This is a genomic window from Arthrobacter paludis (assembly GCF_056782315.1).
This window is the reverse complement of the sequence record NZ_JBXAEW010000009.1, coordinates 109228-130564: the sequence shown is the minus strand read 5'-3', so window position 1 is coordinate 130564 and position 21337 is coordinate 109228. Positions and strand designations below refer to the sequence as shown.

Genomic DNA, 21337 nt, shown 5'->3' with positions numbered 1-21337 from the left:
GGCCCTCCATCCTCACCATGGCTTAAGGATGCTTGGACGGCACCGGACCCGCTGGCGCTATCCACAGGCACCCGCCCAACGCCAACAGCGCACGGTCCGCGACGATGGCGCGTATTGCACCACAGCCCGCAGGCCGTGCTTGGATAGAGCCACTGGCCAGGGCCGGGCGAGGAGGCCATTCGTGCCGCGTCGGCCCTGTCGGGGATCGCGCTCCATGCGAGAGACACAGGGAGGATCCGAAGATGTCCCTCACCCAGGGCACGTTCCACCTGCTCCTGAGCGGCAAGCCCTTTGACGATCTGTCCCTGCGCCGGAAGGTGTTCCTCAGCCAATTGCCGCTGACCGTCGCGGCGCTGGTCGTCGTCGCCACGGCCCTCGTGTTCTCCCCCGGGCCCTCACTGGCCGACCCGTGGTTCGTGGGCGGGGCCCTCGGCATCGCGGCGCTGACGGTGGCCGCGGCCGCCGTGCCGTGGGCGCGGACCCCGACCGGCTCGTATTGGATCCTGCCCCTGCTGGACCTGGTGGCGATCTTCTTCCTGGCCGGGGGCGCCTACCCGGTCCTGAGCGGCCTGGCCATGCTGACCGTCATCCCGGTGTTTTGGATGGCGTGGTCGGCCAGGCACCCGCGGACGACCGTCGTCCTAGGCTTCGCGGCGACGCTCGCCACCGGGTGGGGCAGGTACTGGCACGCGGGCCTGGAGCTGAACGCGGAGACCCTGGCCCGGCCGGTGGTGCAGGCCGTGATCGTGCTGGCCGTGGCCGCGACGGCGAACGTCGCCGTGGAGAGCATGATGGCCTCGGACCGCCGGCTCAGCGAGGCCCTGGCCGAGGCCAGCTCGCGGCGCGCCCTCGTCGACGCCGTGCTCAACGCGGCCAGCGTCGGCGTGGTCGCCGTGGACCGGGACGGGCACGACTTCCTGATGAACGACCACCAGCGCACCCACCACCTCCACGGCGCGCCCACGGGCAATGCCGACCCGAACGAGTCGCAGCTGCTGCTCTTCCCCGCGGGCCGGCAGGGCGAACCGCTGGCCGATCCGATCCCCGCGGAGGACCGTCCCGTCTACCGGGCCGTGCGCGGCGAGGAGTTCACCGACGAACTGGTCTGGATCGGCGCGCCGGGCCGGCAGACCGGGCTGGCGGTCTCGGCCCGCCGGCTCACGGACGCCGACGGGGCGTTCGACGGGACCGTCGTCGTGTTCAAGGACGTCACGGAGCTGATCGAGGCGAACCAGGCCAAGGACCGGTTCCTGGCCAGCGTGAGCCACGAGCTGAAGACGCCGCTGACCTCGATCCTCGGGTACCTGGAGCTGGTGGCGGAGACCCCGGGGCTCCCGCCGTCGGCGGCCCAGGCCACCCAGATCGCCGCCCGGAACGCGAACCGCCTGCTGCTGCTGGTCAACGACCTCTTGACGGCCGCCCGTGGAATGGAGCTCCACCGGCGGGACATCGACCTGATGGAGGTGGTCCGCGGCTGCGTCGACTCGTTCCGGGCCGGCGCCGGGGCCGCCGGCCTCGACCTGGTGCTGGAGGGGCCGGACCGCCTGCCCCTGCACGGGGACCCCGAACGCCTGGGCCAGGTCGTGGACAACCTCGTGTCCAACGCCGTGAAGTACACCTCGCACGGCGGGACCGTGACCGTGTCGGTGGCCGGGCCCGACGGCACGGGCAGGGCCACGATCGCCGTGGCCGACACGGGCGACGGGCTCACCGCGGCCGAGGCCGGGCACCTCTTCGAACGCTTCTACCGGACGCAGCGCGTCCAGCACTCCGGCATCCCCGGCACGGGCCTGGGGCTGCCGATCGCCCGGGAGCTCGTGGAGGCCCACGGCGGAACGATCAGCGTGGAGGGCCGGCCGGGGGTCGGAGCGGTGTTCCGCGTCGAACTCCCGGCCTAGCCGGACCGGCCCCGGACGCACGAAGGCCGCGGCGGCGCAGTTCGGGGGAGAGCGCGCGGCCGCGGCCTTCGTCTTCCGCGCTACCCGGTCGGGGGGACCGGCCGCGCGGGCAAGTCCGGAAACCGAGGTCCCGCCCTATCGGGGGGACTGGCTGGGACCAAGGTCCGGAAGTCGTGCAGCCCGTTGGGGGAACGGCGGCACCACTCCAGACTGCCCGTTCGGTTGGCTCCAGACCGCCGATGGTGGCATGTTCACCCGAATTTCACCCGCCGGGGTCACCCGATATGCACATCGCCCTGACAAATACCCGGGTCAATCGGGGGCTGACTAGCCGCTGCTCGGCGGGACCAGACCGCGCGCCGAGGCGCGGACCAGCGCCTCCGAGCGGGTGGAGACCCCGAGTTTGCGGTAGATGCCCTTCACGTGGGTCTTGACGGTGTTGATCGACAGGTGCAGGGCGTCGGCGACGTCCTGCAGCCGCTCGTGCTGGGTCAGGCCGGCGAGGACCTCGAGTTCGCGCTCGCTCAGTTCCGGTGCCGGCTCGGGGCCGGAGCCCGCCTCGGCGGGGACCGCGGCCGCGTTGGGCATCACCGTCGGGTCCACGTGCATCGCCTTCCCGGCGCGCCGGGCGCATTCGCGCAGCAGCTCCAGGTCCGACTCGGTGAGCATCAGCCACGGGGTGGCCAGCCCGTGCTCGCGGCACAGGGCCGCGGCCAGGAGGCCCAGCCTGCAGGCCTCCTCGCTGTCGCCGTGCCGGGCGGCCGCGACGGTCGCCAGCAGTTGCGCGCTCGCGGCCCACCGGGGCCAGGCGTCGCTGGTCTGCGAGACGAGCCGGGCCACGTCGTCGAGCGTGTCCGTACCGAGGTGGAGCTTCAGCCGCAGCCCGATGAGGAGCTGGACGAAGGCCCCGCGCGCGTCCGCGACGGCGTACCGCTCGGCGAGCGCGAGGTCGCCGGCCGCGAGGGCCACGAACGCGAGCCCGGCGCGGCGGTCGGCGTCGTCGAGGTTTATCCGCTGGACCGGCCGGGGGAAGCGCAGGTCCTGCGCGGTCGCCGCCAGGAGCGCCTGCGCCCGCTCCCGTCTCCCGTCGCCCTGCAGCACGGCGCTGACCCGGCACAGGAGGGTGGCCATGGTCACCGACCGGCGCAGCATGCGCGCGGTGCGCCCGGTGCCGATGGTCTCCAGGACCCGCGCCCCCTCGACGGCGCGCCCCTCCTCCGTGAGCAGCAGGGCCTCGCCGAGCCGCAGCGCCGTCCCGGGGTCGCCGTCCAGCCACTCCTCCGGCCACCCGGCGGCAACGACCTGCTCGAACGCGGCCCGGCACTCCGGCATCGCCCCGGCCAGGGCGAGGGCGAGCACGTTCAGGCAGGCGGCGCGGAAACGGGTCGTCGCCGTCGCCGAGCGGGCGGGACGCTCCATGACGCGCCGGACCAGGTCCGTCGCGACGTCGAAGTGGTCCTCGTGCAGCAGCAGTTCGGCGGCCACGAGCGCGGACACGTCCACGCTGGGCTGGTCCGCGGGCGCGACGGAGCCGAACTCCGCGATCGTCCGGGCCACCCGCATGGCGGTCTCGATCGAACGCCGGGTGTCCCCGGAGTAGCCGGCGACGACGGCGACGAGGGCGTCGAACACGCAGCGGCGGACGGGCTCGCGGCGCCAGGCCCGCGCCGTCTGCGGATCGGAGACGCTCGCGTACAGGCGGGCGAGCCGCTCGGAGTCCCAGTCCGTGAACCCGCGGTCGAACCAGTCGACCATGAAATCCATGTAGTCCACGAGGACGGCGCCGTCGGTGCCCGGTTCGACCCGCCGGCGCAGCGCCCACCAGCGTTCGGGCCGCATGACCTCGATCTCGCGGATCCGCTCGAAGAGGAACGTGTCCAGCTCGCGCGGCCCGAGCACGGGGAAGGCGGCGCGGGCGGCCGCCTCGAACTCGGCGTTCTCCACGGCCCATCCGGCCAGCCGGCGCAGCACGCGCAGGTTCTCGACCCCGACGCGCCGCTCGGCCAGGTAGCCAGCCCCGGCCCAGGCCCCCACGGCGCTGGCGCGCACGTCCCCGGCGACGGCGGAGAAGTCGATCGCGCCGCGGGCCAGCAGGGTCTCCACGGCGCGCGGCACGTCGGCGGGGTCCACGCCGAGTTCGCCGAGCCCGGCCACGATGGGCCGGCAGACGACGTCGGGGTCCGTGGAGCCGGTGACGTCGATGGCGCGCAGGACCAGCCCGTGCAGGACCGTCTCGCCCTTGACGCCGCCGGGGGCGGTCTCCGGGAAGATCCAGTCCCGTCCCAGGACCAGGCGCGCGAGGGTCAGCCAGACCTCCTCGTGGAGGGCCCGGGCCACGTGCTCGGCGTTGGCGGGGTCGAAGGCGCCGAGGTAGAGGCGGACCAGGCCGATCAGCCCCTCGGCGGCCCCCTGCAGCCGCCGGGCGAGCAGCTCGGAGTCGGGGAACCCTGCCACGACGACGAGCCGCCGGACGTCCTCGCCGTCGAGCCGGAACGCATCCGGGCCCAGCACGAGCGTCGGGAACGGGAAGGCGGAGGCGCCGAGCTCGAGCGAGGTCGGGTAGCGGGTCGGCACGATCATCCGCAGCCAGGGCGCGTGCAGGAGCAGGGCGGGCACGATCTCCTGGGTGACGCGCAGGGCCCGGGTGCGGTTGCGCTCCCACAGGCCCGCGTGGTCCAGGACCAGCACGGTGGGGACGGGCTCGGCGTCGCGGCCGAGCCGGTCGAGGACGGCGTCCGCGTCGAGGTCCTCCTCGTCGGCGTCGATCCACGCGTAGCGCACGTCCGAGTCGGCGGTCGCCCTGCTGCGGACCCAGTCCGCGACCAGCGTGGTCTTGCCCGCCCCGGCGGGCGCGCGCAGGATCGTGAGCCGGTGGGTGCCGTCGAGCTCGTCCATCAGCCCGGGCCGCGGCAACAGCGGCGCGCGGACGTCGGGAAGGCGGTCCAACAGGTGCCGCACGCCCCTCACCTTCTCCCCCAGATAGCCACGTGTCAACAAATTGTCGACTCCCCCGGGCTGTCTTACGGTAGCAACGCGGCGTCATGTTCGGGGGATCCCGCGTCATATGTGACGAGGCACACCACGCTACAAAGGCGCGCCGAACCCGCCGGCCGCCCGCTCAGGCCCGCCGGCGCACCCGCTGCTGCCGCAGCACGAGGAACACCAGGTACGGCGCGCCGATGACCGCCGTCGCGATCCCCGCGGGCAGCGGCGACGGGAACAGGTTCGCCGCGGCGAGGTCGGCCAGGAGCACGAACAGCGCCCCGACCAGCGCGGACGCGGCGACCGGCGGCAGCACGGAGCGGGCCAGCAGCCGGGCGATCTGCGGACTGGCCAGCGCCACGAACGCGACCGGTCCGGCCAGCACCGTCGCCGCGACCGCCAGCAGCGTGGCCACGGCAAGCAGGCCCAGCCGCACCACGTTGGGCCGGACGCCCAGCGCCAGCACGGTGTCCTCGTCCAGCGCAACCATCCCCAGCTGCCGCCGTGCCAGCAGCCCCGCCGCCAGTCCGGCGAGGATGGGGACCAGCACCGCGACCACCTGGTCCCAGTCGCGGCCGTTGATCGACCCGGACATCCAGGTCAGGGCCTGCGCCGCGCTGACCACGTCCCCCAGCGTGAGCATCCAGTTCGTCAGGGCCATGGCCAGCCCCGAGAGCCCGAGCCCGACGATGATCACGCGGTTCGACTCCAGGCCGCTGCGCCACGTGAGCAGGTAGACGGCCGCCGCCGTGGCGAACCCGCTCAGGGCCGCGCCGGCGGGAAGGCCCAGCGTGCCGGCCACCCCGGAGATCCCGCCCGCGGTCCCCGCGAGCGCGAGCACCGCCACCGCGCCGAACGACGCGCCGGACGTGATGCCGAGGATGTCGGGGCTGGCCAGCGGGTTGCGGGCGACGGTCTGGGTCAGCGCGCCGGCGGCGCCGAGCGCCAGCCCGGCGAGGACGGCGGAGGCCGTGCGCGGGGCCCGGAACTCGAGCACGGCCAGCCCGGTCCGCGGGTCCGGGGCCGCGCCAAAGAGCGTGGCGAGCACGTCGAGCGTGGGGATCGGGGTGCCGCCGACGGCGATGTGCCAGGCGGCGGAGACGACGACGGCGGCGCCGAGCACGCCGGCCACCACGCCGGCGCGGGCCGCGCGGCGGCGGGCGGGGGTGCCCTGCACCAGGCGCACGGGCGCGCTCACAGCTTGACCAGCTTCCGGCGGCGGGCGATGTGGACGAACAGGGGCGCGCCGAGGATCGCGACGACGACGCCTACGGCCAATTCCCCCGGGCGGGCGACGACCCGGCCCAGGGTGTCCGCCACGAGCAGCAGCACTCCCCCGGCGGCGGCGGACGCCGGGACCAGCCAGCGGTAGTCCGCCCCGAACATCCAGCGCACGGCGTGCGGGACCACGAGCCCGGCGAACGCGATCGGTCCGGCCATGGTGACGGCGGACCCGGCAAGCAGCACCAGCGCGGCCAGGCCGACGCCGCGGGCCCGCGCCGTGGAGACGCCGAGGGAGTTCGCGGCGTCCTCGCCGAGCGCGAGCGCATTGAGCTGGGTCGCGTTGAGCCAGGCCAGCAGCGCCCCGGCCAGCAGGGCCGGCCACAGCTGCTCCACGACGCCGCTGCGCCCGGCGACGGAACCGACCTGCCAGAACCGCAGCGTCTCCAGGGCGGCCTCGCTCATGAGCACCACGCCGGAGACCAGCCCCGCGCAGAGGGCGGTCACGGCCGCGCCGACGAGCACCAGGGTCGTCGGGGAGGCGCCCTTGCGCCCGGCCCCGGCGACGGCGAAGACCAGCGCGCTCGCCGCCAGGGCCCCGGCGAACGCGAGCCCGGCCTGCGCCGGGACGGCCAGCGGACCGAGCGCCGCCGTCGTCGCCACGATGGCCAGCGCCGCGCCCTGGTTGATGCCCAGCAGCCCGGGCTCCGCGATCGGGTTGCGCGTGTGCCCCTGCGTGATGGTCCCGGCCACGCCGAGCGCGGCGCCGGCGGCGAGGGCGGTGACCGTGCGCGGCACCCGCAGGCCCAGGATCGTGTCGTCCATGACGGTGCCGGTGGGCGTGAGGACGGCGTGCCAGACCTCGCCGAGCGTGGACGGCGCGGAGCCGACGGCGATGCTGGCGAGCGCGGCCGCGCCGAGCAGGAGAAGCAGGACGACGGCGGAGCGCGCCCGCGCGGGGCCGGCGCGGCGGGCGGCGGCCGGGGCGGGGGCTGGGTGGGCCATGGGGCTCCCTTGTGGGTGGTGCGGGTCGATCGTGACGCATTACGCGACGTTGACGGTGCGTAATTGTCGGGGCTTGCTAGAGTCTACCGAGCGAGTCAGGTAAGGCTCGCCTAAGCACCGTTCTCGAGAGGCTCCCATGAAGATCACCCGCTTCCTCCAGACGGCGGCCGCCGCCTCCGCCGTCGTCCTCACCGCCGCCGCGTGCGGCGCCGGCACCGGCGCCGGCTCCGAGGAGTCCGCCGCCGCCGGCGAGGGCTTCCCCCGCACCATCGAGCACTTCAAGGGGTCCACGGAGATCCCGGAGAAGCCCGTGCGCATCGCCGCGCTGGACCCCTCCTACGTCGACGCGGCCCTGCTGCTGGACGCCGAGGTCGTTGCCTACACCGAGTACCGCCAGGGCGCCGAGCCGTTCGCGGAGTACCTGGGCGACGTGTCCGAGCACACGGACGAGGCCGTCAACGTCGGCACCATCGCCGAGCCGAACCTCGAGAAGGTCCTCGAGGCCGACCCCGACCTGATCATCTCGGCCGACGTGCGCCAGGGCGCCATGTACGACCAGCTGAACAAGATCGCCCCGACCGTGTTCTCCGAGTCCACCGGCCCGACCTGGAAGGAGAACGTCGTCCTCCTTGGCGAGGCGATCGGCGAGAAGGAGAAGGCCGAGCAGCTCGTCGCGGACTACGAGGCCCGCGCCAAGGCCGTCGGCGACGAGATCAAGGCCAAGAACCCTGACGCCACCTACTCGCTGCTCCGCTTCGTCGGCGAGGACACGGCCCGCCTGTACTCCTCCAACTCGTTCCCCGGCGACATCATGGCCGATATGGGCATCCCGCGCCCCGAGGGCCAGCCGGACACGCAGGACTCGATCTTCGTGCCGCTCTCGGCCGAGCAGATCCTCAAGGCCGACGCCACGTTCATCATGGAGTCCACCTGGAACCCCGGCGGCTCCGAGGGCGAGGCCTCCGTGGCCCAGCAGAAGCGCTTCGAGTCCAACCCGCTGTGGGACCGCCTCGAGGGCGAGATCGTGGAGGTCGACGACGACGTCTTCCTGGCCTCCGTCTCCATCCAGGGCGCCAACGAGGCGATCACGCAGATCGCCGAGCACTTCGGCGTCGACCCGCACCTGGAGAAGTAGGCCCGCGCACCGCGCACCCACCGGCCAGGAGCCCGGGGACGTCCCGTTCCGTCCCCGGGCTCCCGCGCGTCCGGACCCCCACAAGCCGTCCCGCCGGAGATCGTTCGCACTTGCCGCTGCCCGGCAGCCGATCGTTCTCAATTAATCCCGGAAAACCCGAACCGTTCTGAGGTATTCGGCCCAGACGGCCCGAAACCCCGGTTGACCTAAGAACGATTCGGGCGATCTAGGAACGATTCCGGCTCGGCCGGCAACAACTTCGAACGATTCGGCGCTGTGGCCGGCGCCCCGACCGCCTCGCCCGGCGGCCCATCGCCTCGCCCGGCGGCCCATCGCCTCGCCCGGCGGCCCACCACCTCGCCCGGCACCCCGGCGCCACGGAGCGGCTCCTCCGGCGCAGCCCGCGCGGCCCGTGGCGGAGCCCGGGGACGTCCCGTTCCGTCCCCGGCCTCCCACCTGCGCGGGCGTCGATAGACTGTCCGGGTCCGCACCGCCGACCCCGGGGAGCCAGCAGTGACCATCGATTTCGCCCGCTCCGCGCAATCCAGCCTCGGCGTCGAGTGGGAGATCGCCCTGGTAGACCAGCACACCGGGGACCTGCGCTCGGTGGCCCAGGAGGTCCTGCGCGGGGTGAACCTGCTCCACGGGGAGCTGAACGAGGACGACGAGCACCCGCACGTGAAGCAGGAACTGCTGCTGAACACGGTGGAGATCGTCACCGACGTCTGCGGCAGCGTCGCCGAGGCCAAGGACCAGCTGGCCCGCAGCCTCGGGGTCCTGCGCGAGGTCACCGACCCGCTGGGCGTTGAGCTCTACTGCGCCGGATCGCACCCGTTCGCCACCCCGCGCCTGCAGCCGGTCACGGACAAGGAGCGCTACGCCAAGCTGATCGACCGCACCCAGTGGTGGGGCCAGCAGATGGTGATCTACGGGGTGCACGTGCACGTGGGCCTGGACCGCTGCGCCAAGGCCCTGCCCATCACCGACGGCCTGGTGAACTACCAGCCCCACTTCCAGGCCCTCTCCGCCTCGAGCCCGTTCTGGGCCGGCGAGGACACGGGCTACGCGAGCCACCGCGCCCTGATGTTCCAGCAGCTGCCGGCTGCGGGCATCCCCTTCCACTTCCCCACGTGGTCCGACTACGAGCGCTACGTCGCGGACATGCTGCACGTGGGCGTCATCGACGACATCTCGGAGATCCGCTGGGACGTGCGCCCGGTCCCCCGCCTCGGCACCGTCGAGATGCGCATCGCGGACGGGCTGAGCAACCTGCGGGACATCGGCGCCATCGCCGCCCTGACCCAGTGCCTCGTCCACGACATGTCGGCCCAGCTCGACGCCGGCAAGACCATCGAGGTCATGCCGCCCTGGTTCCGGATGGAGAACAAGTGGCGGGCCGCCCGCTACGGCATGGAGGCGATCATCATCCTCAACGCCGCCGGCGACGAGGCGCTGGTGACGGACGTGCTCGAGGAGGAGCTGAACCGGCTCGAGCCGGTCGCCAGGGAGCTCGGCTGCGCCGACGAGCTGGCGGACGTCGAGCGGATCATGCGCGGCGGCGCCGGCTACCAGTGGCAGCGGCGCATCGCCAAAGCCCACGACGGGGACCTGCGGGCCGTGGTGCAGGACAACATCGCCCGCATGCGCACGGCGTAGGCGGGGGCGCGCCCCCGCCGGCCGCCCCTACGGCAGCGCCAGGCGGAACACCTTCCCCCACGCGGAAGCGACCTGCTTCGGCAGCGGGCCGGTGTTGTACGGCAGGCCGTAGCGTTCGCAGATGTCCCGCACCTTCGGCGCCACCTCGGCGTACCGGTTGGACGGCAGGTCCGGGAACAGGTGGTGCTCCACCTGGTGGGACAGGTTCCCGGTCATGAAGTGCATGAACTTCGAGCCGGAGATGTTGGACGAGCCAATCATCTGCCGCACGTACCAGTCGCCGCGGGTCTCCCCCTCGACCATCTCCTCGGTGAACGTCTCGGCGCCCTCCGGGAAGTGCCCGCAGAAGATCACCGCGTGCGCCCACACGTTGCGCACCGCGTTCGCGGCCAGCGTCCCGGTCAGCGCGCCGCGCCCGGAACCGGTGAGCAGCGCGGCGGCCGGGGTCGCGGCGTAGTCCTTGGCGAACTGCTTGGCGGCCTTGAGCCCGAGCGCCTTGAGGTCGCGCGCCAACGCCGCCTTGGACTTGTTGCCCTTGCGGACGTCCTCGAGCTCGAGGTCGTACAGCGCGATGCCCCACTCGAACACGGGGGCCAGCAGCGCGTTGAACACCGGGTTGAGCACGTTGACCGGCTTCCACGGCTGGTCCGGGTCCATGCGCAGCAGGTTGTAGCCCACGTCGTTGTCCTTGCCGACGACGTTGGTCCACCGGTGGTGCAGGTCGTTGTGCGTGTGCTGCCAGGACCGGGCCGGCGTCACGAAGTCCCACTCCCAGGTGGTGGAGTGGATGTCGGGGTCGCGCATCCAGTCCCACTGCCCGTGCAGGACGTTGTGGCCGATCTCCATGTTCTCGATGATCTTGGCCGCGGCCAGCATCGCGGTCCCGGCCACCCACGCGTACTTGTTGCGCCCGGCGGCGACCAGGGTGCCGCGCCCGGCGATCTCGAGTCCGCGCTGGAGGCGGATGACGCGGCGGATGTAGGCGGCGTCGTCGGCCCCGCGCCGGGCCAGCACGGCGTCGCGGACGGCGTCCAGCTCGCGGCCGAGCTCGGCGACCTGCTCGTCGCTCAGGTGGGCGGCGGCCGGCGGGCGCACGCCGGGGCTCCCGGCCGCGGCGAGCGCGCCGGGGCGCGGCTTGGAGGGCACGACGGCGGAGCCGGCCTCCTCCGGGGCGGCGGTTCCGCGGGCGCGGTCCGGGCCCTGGGCGTCGTGGGACGCGACGGCGGCGTGCCCGGCCTGGTCGGCGCCCGGGGTGTGGCGCGGCCGGTGCGAGGTGGTGGTCATGTGGCTCCTGAGGTCGGGGAAAGTCGGTGGCGGCGGGAGGCGCCGCGTCAAATATCGAGGGCGACCGGGCCGGCCGCCGCGGACACGCAGGTCTGGACGAGCTCCCCCGGCTCGCCGTGGACCTCGCCCGTGCGCAGGTCGCGGACGCGGCCGGAGCGCAGCGGAACGAGGCAGCTGTGGCAGATGCCCATGCGGCAGCCGCTGGGCATCAGGACGCCGGCGTCCTCGCCGGCGTCGAGCAGCGGGGTCGCCCCGTCGGCCTCGGCCTGGCGGTCGGAGGCCTCGAAGTCGACGGCGCCGCCCTCTCCCCCGGCCCCCGCCAGCTCGGTCGTGAACCGCTCGATCCGCAGGCCCGGCCCAGCGCCGGGGCCGCCGGCGCCGTCCCACAGCGCCTCGGCGGCGTCGAGGAACCCGGCGGGTCCGCACGCGTAGGCGGCGCGGTCGCTCCAGTCGGGGCACAGGGCGGCGACGGCGTCCGGGGTGGACAGGTCCAGGCGGCCGGCGTCCGCGGTGTAGTGGTGGTGGACGCGCAGGCCGGGGAACTGGTCGGCCAGCTCGCGCAGCTCCTCGCGGAACAGGGCGGTCGCCGGGGTGCGCGAGGAGTGGATGAGGACGACGTCCGCGTCCGGGCGGGCCGGCACCAGCGTGCGGACCATCGACATGACGGGCGTGATGCCGCTGCCCGCGGTGAGCATCAGCAGGCGGCGCGGGTGCTCGGGGAGCGTGAAGTCACCCTGCGGCGGGGCCAGGAACAGGACGTCTCCGGGGGCCGTGTCCCGGACGAGGGCGCGGGAGACGCTGCCGACGTCGGTGACGGTGATGGCCGGGTCCCGCCCGGCGGCCGTGGCGAGGGAGTAGGAGCGCCAGTGGCGCACGCCGTCGACCTCGACGCCGATGCGGGCCCACTGGCCGGCCTCGTGCGGGTTCCACCCGCGGCCGGGGCGGAAGGAGATCGTGGCGGAGTCGGGGGTTTCGGCGACCACGGAGGTCACGACCCCGCGCAGCTGCCGCGCCGAGTAGACCGGGTTGACGAGTGACAGGAAGTCCTCGACGCGGAGCGGGGTGGTGAACAGGGATGCTGCGTGGGCTAGCGGGCGCAGCTTGGAGAACATGTTCCCACCCTATGGCCCCGCAGATCAGGTTTCTCCGCGCCCGGCCTACAATCGAGTCGGGAAAACTATCGCCGGGAAACAAATGGGGGCCTCATGCCGCAGAACCAGTCCGCCGCCTACGAGCCTCCGTGGCTGTCCCTGCCGCGGGAGATCCCCGCGGCCCTGGCCCCGGTCGTCCCGGACGTCGTCGAGGCGATCATCGCCACCGTGCCCAACGTGGTCCCAGCCTACGCGCTGCCGATCGAGGGCCGCTTCGGCCGCGGGCTGCGCCGGGGCGTGGCGGGCGCGCTGGCCCAGTTCCTGGAGCTGCCCGGCACCCGCCGGCCCGCCCTGTCCTCCGAGACGGAGCTGCTGGTGGCCGGGCTCGGCAGCGGGGAGTTCCGGCAGGGCCGGAGCATGGATGCCCTGCTCGCCGCGTACCGCACGGGCGCCCGCGTGACGTTCCGGCTGTTCGCCGACGCGTCGATGCGGCGCGGCCTGGGCCCCGAGGTGGTGGCGACGCTGGGCGAGTCCATCTTCGCGTACATCGACGAGCTCTCCGCGGTCAGCGCCGCCGCGTACGCGTTCGAGCAGTCGGAGCGGGCCGGCGAGCTGGACCGGCGCCGGCACGAGCTGCTGGAGCTGCTGCTGGCCGGCCGGGCCGACGAGCCCGCCCTGCGCCGGGCCGCCACCACCGCGGACTGGGTGCTGCCCGCGCGCCTCGCCGTCGTCGTCGTCCCCCTGGAGCGCGCCGGCGGGCTGCGGCTGCGGCTGGGCCAGCGGGTCCTGGTCGTCGAGCGCGAGTCCGACGCCGTCGCCGTCGTCCCCGTGCTCTCCCCCGTGACGGCGCGGGCCGAGCTCGCCCGCGCCCTGGAGGGGCGGCGCGCGGTGGTCGGCCCCGGGGTCGGCTGGGAGCGGACCGCGGACTCGCTGCGGTTGGCCGTCCTGGCCGCGTCGCTCACGCCGCCCGGGGACGGGCCGGACGAGTCGCCGTTGTGGGCGTCGGACCACCTGGCGGCCCTGGTGCTGGGGGCGGAGCCGACGGCGGTGGCCGAGCTGGCCGCGCGCCGGCTGGCCCCGCTGGAGGACCTGCGGCCGGCCCAGCGCGAGCGGCTCGCGGAGACGCTGCTCTCGTGGCTGCGGCACTGGGGGCAGCGGGCGCCGGTCGCGCAGGAGCTGGGCATCCACGCGCAGACGGTCGGCTACCGGCTCACCCAGCTGCGCGAGCTGTTCGGGGACGCGCTGGAGGACCCGCAGGCGCGGTTCGAGCTGGAGCTCGCGCTGCGGGCCGGGCGCGCGTAGCGGCCCGCGGCCGGCGCGGGGCGCGCCGGCCGCAGGCCCCGTCCGGTTCGGTCAGACGACCGTCGGCGCGGGCAGGTAGACCTTGCCGCCGGCCGCCCGGAACTCGGCGGCCTTGTCCCGCATGCCGGCGATCGCCTCCTGCTCCGCGGCCCCGCCGAACTGGTCCCGGATGTCCTGGGAGATGCGCATCGAGCAGAACTTCGGGCCGCACATCGAGCAGAAGTGCGCGGTCTTGGCGGGTTCGGCGGGCAGCGTCTCGTCGTGGAACGCCTCGGCCGTCTCCGGGTCCAGCGACAGCGCGAACTGGTCGCGCCAGCGGAACTCGAAGCGCGCCTTGGACAGGGCGTCATCCCGGGCCGTCGCGCCCGGGTGCCCCTTGGCGACGTCGGCGGCGTGCGCGGCGATCTTGTACGTGATGACGCCGGTCTTCACGTCGTCCTTGTTCGGCAGGCCGAGGTGCTCCTTCGGCGTGACGTAGCAGAGCATGGCGGTGCCGTACCGGGCGATCTCCGTGGCGCCGATCGCGGACGTGATGTGGTCGTAGCCCGGGGCGACGTCGGTGACGAGGGGGCCGAGCGTGTAGAAGGGCGCCCCCTTGCACAGCTCCTGCTGCCGCTCGACGTTCTCCCGGACCAGGTGCAGGGGGATGTGGCCGGGCCCCTCCACCATGACCTGGACGTCGTGGGCCCAGGCCCGCTCGGTGAGCTCGGCGAGCGTGTCCAGTTCCGCGAACTGGGCGGCGTCGTTGGCGTCCGCGATCGAGCCGGGCCGCAGCCCGTCGCCGAGGGAGAACGCGACGTCGTAGCGGGCGAAGATCTCGCACAGCTCGTCGAAGTGCGTGTAGAGGAAGTTCTCCCGGTGGTGCGCCAGGCACCACCCGGCCATGATCGAGCCGCCCCGGGAGACGATGCCCGTGACCCGGTCCGCCGTGAGCGGCACGTAGCGCAGGAGCACCCCGGCGTGGATGGTCATGTAGTCCACGCCCTGTTCGCACTGCTCGATCACCGTGTCGCGGAAGATCTCCCAGGTCAGCGCGTTGGCCTCGCCGTTGACCTTCTCGAGGGCCTGGTAGATGGGCACGGTCCCGATCGGCACCGGGGAGTTGCGGATGATCCACTCGCGGGTGGTGTGGATGTCGTCGCCCGTCGACAGGTCCATGACGGTGTCGGCGCCCCACCGCGTGGCCCACTGCATCTTGTCCACCTCCTCGGCGATGGAGCTGGTGACCGCGGAGTTGCCGATGTTGGCGTTGATCTTGACGAGGAACGCCTTGCCGATGACCATCGGCTCGGACTCCGGGTGGTTGACGTTCACCGGGATGATGGCCCGGCCGGCGGCGACCTCGGAGCGGACCAGCTCGGGGTCGCAGTTCTCCCGCAGCGCCGCGAAGCGCATCTCCTCGGTCACGACCCCGGCCCGCGCGTAGTGCATCTGGGTCGCGGTCCGGCCCGCGCGGGAGCGCAGCGGCACCGGGCGTTCGCCCTTCCATTCCTCGGACGCCTGGCCGCGCCGGAGCGCCGAGCGGCCGTCGTCGAGCAGGTTGCGCTCCCGTCCCCGGTACTCCTCGACGTCGCCGCGGCCCTCGATCCAGTCCCGCCGCAGGGGCGGCAGGCCGACGGTCGGGTCGCTGCCCGGACCCTCCGTCCGGTAGACCCGCAGCGGGGGGTTCGGCGCGCCGCCGGGGCTGTCGCCCAGGCGGATCTCCGTGACGGGGACGCGGAGGCCGTGCTCCGGGTCGTGGGCGTGCGCGATGGCGTGCTGAGCGGATGTGCTCATGATGGGGTTCCTCTTCCTTCGCCGGCATGACCCGGGCAGGTTCGACGGTCGCAGGCTGCATCAGCCCGATCTCAGCCCCTGCAGTGGGGCTCCCGTGTGGACGCCATCGACCCTAGCATCCCGTGACACCCGTCACGGGATGGCCGGCCGGGCTACGCCGGCGGCTTCCCCGACAGCGCCGTCCAGGGCACCCAGCCGACCATCGTCCCGTAGCGGACTTGGTGCCAGCCGCGGGCGACCTTGCCGGTGGCCAGCGTCCGGTGCCCCCGGGGCACGATCGTCACCAGCCGGTACTGCGTCCCCGGCCACGCGCGCACGGTGGCGTCGACGGTCGCGTAGCGGGTCGCCGGGGTCGGCTCGGCGCCCCCGTAGTGGTGCTCGAGCGTGGGCGTGCGCTGCGCCTTCATGGCCTTGGCGATCGTGGTGCCCACGTACCGGTAGTGCCACGGCTCGTACCGGTACCCGGTGACGGGGGCCTGCCCGTCCGGGTAGCGCAGGATGAAGCCGTAGTTGTGGGCGTTGTACCGCATCCACGACACGACCCCGGCCGGGGTGGCCACGTCGATTGCCAGCCCGGTCTGGTGCTCGGAGGTCCCCGGCTGCGCGGAGACGGTGTTGGTGTAGACGTGGCCCCAGCGCTCGACGTAGCTCGTGTAGAGGTTCTGCTGGTACGTGTACGAGCGGTACGACGACGTGATCCGCAGCCCCACCCCGTCCCGCTGCGCGGCCGCGGCCATGAGCCGGAACGCGTACGCGGCCTGGGGCTGGAGCTGGTGGCTGCCCTGCGCGGTGCGCAGCGCCGGCGCGAACCGCACCGGGACCAGCGGGTGCTGGCGGTTCACGAGCACGCCGGGCTGGCTGGGGTCCCGCTCCACGGCCGCGGCCGTGGTGGTGGTCGTGGCGGGGACGACGGCGGCGGCCTGGAGGCCGGACGCGGTGGACGACGGCGGCGCCGCCGCGGCCGGAAGCGTGCCGGCGGTGAGGGCGAGGCCCAGGGCGGCGGCGGCCAGGAGGGTCGCCGGGCGCCTGCGCGCGGGCGTGGGGCGGGGGAAGCGCATGCGTCCATCGTCCCTTATCCGGTCCCACATGGGAACCGGCCCTGCGGATGTCCTTGCATGACCGTGCGCATGTCGTGCGCGTCCGTGGCCGTACTCTTGTCCTTGACACAAAACCGTCCGGACGCCGGGCGGGATTCGGCGGCCCGGCGTGCCGGGCCCGGGAGGAAGGCACCTTCGTGGGGGCAAACAACCAGTCGCACCGGCGGGTCGCAGCAGCCACCGGCGTGGCGATCGCCGCGATGATCGGCCTGTCGGCGTGCGGCGGCGCCGCGGAGGACCCGGCGGCCTCCGAGTTGGCCGCATCCTCGGCCCCGGCCGCCCCGTCGGCATCGGCGAGCGCGTCGGCCAGCATCGAGCCCGTGCCGACGGACACCGCCCGCGCCGAGAGCCCCTCCCTGGAGTCCGTGCCGCCCGAGGAGTCCCCGGCGGCGACGGCCCCGGCGTCGTCGGCCGCGCCGTCGTCGCCCAAGGCCCCGTCCGCGTCCCGCACGCCCAAGGTCGGCGAGCCCGAGCCGGTGGCCGCGGCGTTCGCCGAGGCCTACGCGAACGCCGAGGTCGGCAAGGAGGCCTGGCTCAAGGCGATGGCCCCGCACGCGAGCGAGGAGTTCCTCTCCGGGTTCTCCGGCACCAACGAGCAGTACCTGGTGGACCGCGAGGTCGAGCGCGTCGAGGCCGGGGACGGCGGCAGCGCCGACACCCGGCAGTTCACGATCCACTTCTCCGACGGGACGGCCGAGACCATCGAGCTCTCCCCCGCGCACGACGCCGACGGCGGCTGGCTGGTCACCGCGTTCGCGTAGGCGGGACGTCTGCGGCCGCGGGGGTCCCTCCTCCCGCCGCCGGGCACGGCCGCACCGTGGCCACACCGGGCCGGCAGCCGCACACCCCCGCCGCCGATGCAATCGTTCGTCGTTGTTTCCGTCTTCCCGGAATCGATGGCAGTTATTGCGGGAATCAAGGAACCGTTCGTAGCTCAACAGGCGAATCGGGGCCCAGGGCCCGGATACCTAAGAACGATTTCCCCAAAAAGGAGATAAGTACCAACGATCCTGAGCCAGGTGCGCGCGCCAGGCCACCGGGGGGCACCGTGCCGGGAATCGACCGGCGGCGCGCGCGTGTGCACGGCGGCCTCAGCGTCCGGCGGGCGCGTCCTCCCACACGAAACCGTCCGGGTCCGTGAACGCGCCAGCGGTGCCGTGCACGGTGATCCGGTGCGGCCCGCTCCCCTCCGGGTCGACCCCGGCGTTCTTCGCAGCGAGGCGGCGCGGATTCAGGGCGAGCTTGAGGCCCGGCCCCGCCGTCTCGAACTCCGCGTACTTCCCGCCGAAGCTCTTCGCCACGGCGAAGCCGCGCTCGGCGTAGAACCGCTTGCTCGCCTTCACGTCCTCGACGCCGAGGAGCAGCACCAGATCCTCGTACGCCAGGGGCGCCGGTCCGGCGCCGGCCGGCTCCTTCTTCGCGGACGACGCGATCGTCCAAACCGCCCCGTCCGGCGCCTGAACGGAGGCGCCGAAGCCCCAGAGGCTCGCCTTGGGCGGCTTGAGGGCCGTCGCCCCGGCCGCGAGTGCGGCGTCGAAGTACGCGCGCACGGGCCCGGGGTGGGCGACCACCAGCGAGAGCGTGTAGCCACGGAACCCGCTGCCGGAGGCCTCGGCGGACCGGACACGCACACGGTCGGAGAGGCCGAGCGCGGAGTAGAACGCTTCGGCGGCGGCGACGTCGGCGGCCTCGAGGGCCACGGAATCAATGGAAATGGTCGTGGTGTCCATGCCCGCAAATCTATCGACGGATCCACGACCGTGCTTCTCGATTCCTGACCGGATGCCTCGTCCGGCGTCGGCGACGGCGGGGCTCCCCTGCTGGCCCGCCCGCGCTGGGTACGATCGCCGCGTCCCCCGTTGCCCACCGCCGGAGACCCATGGCCCTCCTGACCATCGACCGGACGCGCCCGCGCCCGGCGCCGCCCGCGGCCGCGCGGCGCCCCTCCGGCGCGCCCGCCGGCTTCCGCACCGACGTGCAGGGCCTGCGCGCCGTCGCGGTCGGGCTCGTGCTGCTCTACCACGCGGGCCTCGGGTTCGTCCCGGGCGGGTTCGTCGGGGTCGACGTGTTCTTCGTGATCTCCGGGTTCCTGATCACGGGCCTGCTGCTCAAGGAGCTGGACCGGACGGGGCGGATCAGCCTCACGGACTTCTACGCGCGCCGGGCCCGCCGCATCCTGCCCGCCGCCACGGTCGTCCTGCTCGCCACGGCCGCCATGACCGCGCTGCTGCTGCCCCCGACCCGGTGGGAAAACATCGCCCGGGAGATCGCCGGCAGCGCGTTCAACGTCGTCAACTGGATGTTCGCCGAGTCCAGCACGGACTACCTGCGCAACGAGGAGGCCGCCAGCCCCGTCCAGCACTTCTGGTCCCTCGCCGTCGAGGAGCAGTTCTACATCGTCTGGCCGCTGCTGCTGGTTGGCCTGGTCTGGCTCGCGGGCCGCGAGCGGATCCGCGCGGCCGCCTCGCCGGCCATGGGCGGCGCCCGGCGCCTCGCCGCACCGGCCGGAATCCCCCGCCCGTGGGTGGCCCTCGCCATCGCGGCCCTCTCCCTCGGGTCGCTCGCCCATTCGGCGCACCTGACCGCCGCCAACCCGGGCGCGGCCTACTTCGCCACGACCACCCGCGCGCACGAGCTCGGCATCGGCGCCCTGCTCGCCGTCGGCGCCCCCGCGCTGGTCCGGCTCCGCGCGCCCTGGACCGGCATTCTGGGCTGGGCCGGCCTGGCCGCCATCGCCGCCGCCGGGCTGTTCTACAGCCGGGACACCGCGTTCCCCGGCACGGCCGCCCTCCTCCCGACGCTCGGCGCCGCCGCCGTGATCGCCGCCGGCCTGGGCGGGCGCGACCGCACCGGCGCCGGCGCGCTGCTGTCCCTGCCGCCGGCCCGCTGGGTCGGCGACATCTCCTACTCCCTCTACCTGTGGCACTGGCCGCTGGTCGTCGTGGCCGACCACCTCCTCGACGGGCTGACCCCACTGCAGGGCCTCGCCGTCGTCTCCCTCGCCGTGCTCCCCGCCTGGCTGAGCCTCCGCTACGTCGAACGGCCGCTCGTGGCGGCGCCGCGGCTCCGACCGCCACGGCGGGCCCTGGCGCTCGGCGCGGCCGGCATCCTCGCGGGCGCGCTCGCGGCCGCGGCCGTCGCCGTCGCCCCCGCCGGACAGGGCCTGAAGACCGTGGACGCGTCCACCGGGCAACTGCTCGGCGCCGAGGCCCTGGCCCGGGACCCCGGGGCCGCGGACCCCGCCCGCCCGGTCGAGGCCATCACGCCGCTGCCCGCCGACGCCGCCAAGGACCTTCCCGCGCCGTACGCCAGCGACTGCCACCAGGACTCCAAGGGCACCGAGGCGAAGCCGTGCGTGTACGGCGACCCGGAGTCGGACTACACGGTCGCCGTCGCCGGCGACTCCCACGCCCTGCACTGGGTGCCGGCCCTGACCCGGGTGGCGGAGGAGAACGGGTGGCGCCTGGAGACCTATACGAAGGCCTCCTGCCCGCTCGCCGAGGGCATGGTCAACCTCGCGACCGGCACCCCGTACGCCACGTGCCCGGACTGGAACGAGAACGTCCTCGACACGCTCACCGGCCCCGACCGTCCGGACCTGCTGCTCGTCAGCTCGTCCTCCCACACGATGTCCGACGGCGGCTCCCTCGCGGACGGCCTGGCCGCCACGTGGGGCCGGCTCCGGGGCGCCGGCGTCGGGCTCGCCGTCATCGCGGACACGCCCCAGCCGGGCGTCGGCGGGGCCGAGTGCGTCGCCGAGCACCCGGACGCCCTGGACGCATGCGCCGTCCCCGTCGCCGAGGCAGCCGACCAGGGCTGGGCCTACCAGCGGCAGGCGGCCCGCGAGCTCGGCGGCGTCGACGTGGTCGACGTGCGGGAGAGCGTCTGCCCGGACGGGATGTGCCCCGCCGTGATCGGCAACGCCATGGTCTTCTGGGACAACGGCCACCTCACGGCCACGTACTCGCGCACGCTGGCCCCCGCGGTCGGGCGGGAGCTGGCGGACCTCGGCGCTCCGGTGTCCGCTGCGGGCGGCCGCGCCGGCTGATCGCCCCCGACGCCCCGGGCGGCCCTGCGTATTCCCTGCGGTACGCGCCGCCCTCCGCAGGATCGGCGCACCGTACCGCGAGGAGCCCCGCAGGCCCGTTCCCCGCCCGCACTGGCCGTTCCTACGCTGGTGGTACCCGCCCCCCGGCGGCCACTTCTCGCCCGGCCCCATCCGGGCCCTCCGCAATCATCAGGAGAACCCCATGATCCGACGGATCGTCACCGGCACGGCCGCCCTCGGCGTCGCTCTCGCCTTCGCCGCCGGCGCCGCCCCCGCCACCGCCGCCAAGGTCGTCGACACGGACCGCGACCGGATCCCCAACGCCTGGGAGCTGAAGGCAAAGATGAACCCGAAGCTGGCCAAGGACGCCCGCTACGACGTCGACGGCGACGGCGTGAACGCCCTCCAGGAGTACAAGCGCGGCACGGATCCGCGCGACGAGGACACGGACAACGACGGCTCCGACGACAAGGACGAGATCCAGACCCGCACCTCCGGCACCGTGGCGGACACGGACGGCGACGGCGTCGTGGACGGCAACGAGGACCACGACCTGGACGGCATCGCCAACGAGGACGAGGACGACGCCCGCGAGACGGACGCCGACTCCGACGCCAACGGCGTGGCCGACGAGGACGAGGACGACGTCCTCGAGACGCCCATCGTCGAGGAGGCCCCAGTTGTCGAGGAGGTCCCGCTCACCGAGGCCCCCGCGACCGCCTGACCCCCACCCCACCCCACCGTCGAAGGGCGGTCCCGGACTCCCCCTACCCCCCCGTCCGGGGCCGCCCTTCGGCGTAGGCTGGATCCGGCGCCGGGACCGGCGCCGAGCATCCGACCGA

At 74.0% G+C, this 21337-nt stretch carries 15 protein-coding genes and 1 riboswitch; of the genes, 7 read left to right on the top strand and 8 right to left on the bottom strand.

What is annotated here, in order from left to right:
* The first annotated feature begins 242 nt into the window (after positions 1-242).
* Positions 243-1898: a sensor histidine kinase gene (locus tag AC1Q5D_RS09450; RefSeq protein ID WP_481738341.1), complete on the top strand. Its 1656-nt coding sequence runs from the start codon at positions 243-245 to the stop codon at positions 1896-1898.
* Between the two features lie 327 nt (positions 1899-2225).
* Here AC1Q5D_RS09450 and AC1Q5D_RS09445 read toward each other — a convergent pair whose 3' ends face one another.
* From AC1Q5D_RS09445 to AC1Q5D_RS09435, 3 genes are all read right to left on the bottom strand, one after another.
* Positions 2226-4856, bottom strand: coding sequence for a helix-turn-helix transcriptional regulator (locus tag AC1Q5D_RS09445; protein ID WP_481738340.1), 2631 nt, complete (start codon positions 4854-4856; stop codon positions 2226-2228).
* Positions 4857-5016: 160 nt separating this feature from the next.
* Positions 5017-6078, bottom strand: coding sequence for a FecCD family ABC transporter permease (locus AC1Q5D_RS09440; protein WP_481738339.1), 1062 nt, complete (start codon positions 6076-6078; stop codon positions 5017-5019).
* Complete coding sequence (locus AC1Q5D_RS09435) at positions 6075-7106, bottom strand: FecCD family ABC transporter permease (RefSeq protein ID WP_481738338.1); 1032 nt, start codon at positions 7104-7106, stop codon at positions 6075-6077. Before AC1Q5D_RS09435 ends, AC1Q5D_RS09440 begins: the two co-directional genes overlap by 4 nt.
* 136 nt (positions 7107-7242) lie before the next feature.
* On the opposite strand from AC1Q5D_RS09435, the gene AC1Q5D_RS09430 reads away from it, so the two are divergent.
* Entirely contained in the window at positions 7243-8241 is a 999-nt protein-coding gene (locus tag AC1Q5D_RS09430) for an ABC transporter substrate-binding protein (protein WP_481738337.1), read from the top strand.
* Positions 8242-8754: 513 nt separating this feature from the next.
* The gene (locus tag AC1Q5D_RS09425) at positions 8755-9897 is read left to right on the top strand and encodes a glutamate--cysteine ligase (protein ID WP_481738336.1); all 1143 of its coding nucleotides are present in this window, start codon (positions 8755-8757) and stop codon (positions 9895-9897) included.
* A gap of 27 nt (positions 9898-9924) precedes the next feature.
* Here AC1Q5D_RS09425 and AC1Q5D_RS09420 read toward each other — a convergent pair whose 3' ends face one another.
* Entirely contained in the window at positions 9925-11181 is a 1257-nt protein-coding gene (locus AC1Q5D_RS09420) for a fatty acid desaturase family protein (RefSeq protein ID WP_481738335.1), read from the bottom strand.
* Between the two features lie 47 nt (positions 11182-11228).
* The gene (locus tag AC1Q5D_RS09415) at positions 11229-12293 is read right to left on the bottom strand and encodes a ferredoxin reductase (protein WP_481738334.1); all 1065 of its coding nucleotides are present in this window, start codon (positions 12291-12293) and stop codon (positions 11229-11231) included.
* A gap of 93 nt (positions 12294-12386) precedes the next feature.
* Here AC1Q5D_RS09415 and AC1Q5D_RS09410 point away from each other — a divergent pair, with 93 nt between their 5' ends.
* Complete coding sequence (locus tag AC1Q5D_RS09410) at positions 12387-13574, top strand: PucR family transcriptional regulator (RefSeq protein ID WP_481738333.1); 1188 nt, start codon at positions 12387-12389, stop codon at positions 13572-13574.
* 51 nt (positions 13575-13625) lie between these two features.
* Here the strand turns inward: AC1Q5D_RS09410 and thiC are convergent, their stop codons facing one another.
* Together thiC and AC1Q5D_RS09400 are read right to left on the bottom strand one after the other, a co-directional pair.
* Entirely contained in the window at positions 13626-15350 is a 1725-nt protein-coding gene (gene thiC, locus AC1Q5D_RS09405; RefSeq protein ID WP_481738332.1) for a phosphomethylpyrimidine synthase ThiC, read from the bottom strand.
* Positions 15347-15456: riboswitch (TPP riboswitch) on the bottom strand. Its footprint overlaps the gene before it by 4 nt.
* 46 nt (positions 15457-15502) lie before the next feature.
* The gene (locus AC1Q5D_RS09400) at positions 15503-16408 is read right to left on the bottom strand and encodes a D-alanyl-D-alanine carboxypeptidase family protein (protein WP_481738331.1); all 906 of its coding nucleotides are present in this window, start codon (positions 16406-16408) and stop codon (positions 15503-15505) included.
* Between the two features lie 176 nt (positions 16409-16584).
* On the opposite strand from AC1Q5D_RS09400, the gene AC1Q5D_RS09395 reads away from it, so the two are divergent.
* The gene (locus AC1Q5D_RS09395; protein WP_481738330.1) at positions 16585-17208 is read left to right on the top strand and encodes a hypothetical protein; all 624 of its coding nucleotides are present in this window, start codon (positions 16585-16587) and stop codon (positions 17206-17208) included.
* Positions 17209-17538: 330 nt separating this feature from the next.
* Here the strand turns inward: AC1Q5D_RS09395 and AC1Q5D_RS09390 are convergent, their stop codons facing one another.
* Positions 17539-18177 (bottom strand): VOC family protein, encoded by a 639-nt coding sequence (locus AC1Q5D_RS09390; RefSeq protein ID WP_481738329.1) that lies wholly within the window; start codon positions 18175-18177, stop codon positions 17539-17541.
* Positions 18178-18326: 149 nt separating this feature from the next.
* Between AC1Q5D_RS09390 and AC1Q5D_RS09385 the strand changes: the two genes are divergently transcribed.
* On the top strand, positions 18327-20495 hold the full coding sequence (locus tag AC1Q5D_RS09385; RefSeq protein ID WP_481738328.1) for an acyltransferase family protein: 2169 nt from the start codon (positions 18327-18329) through the stop codon (positions 20493-20495).
* Between the two features lie 202 nt (positions 20496-20697).
* Positions 20698-21219: a hypothetical protein gene (locus AC1Q5D_RS09380; RefSeq protein WP_481738327.1), complete on the top strand. Its 522-nt coding sequence runs from the start codon at positions 20698-20700 to the stop codon at positions 21217-21219.
* Positions 21220-21337 lie beyond the last annotated feature (118 nt).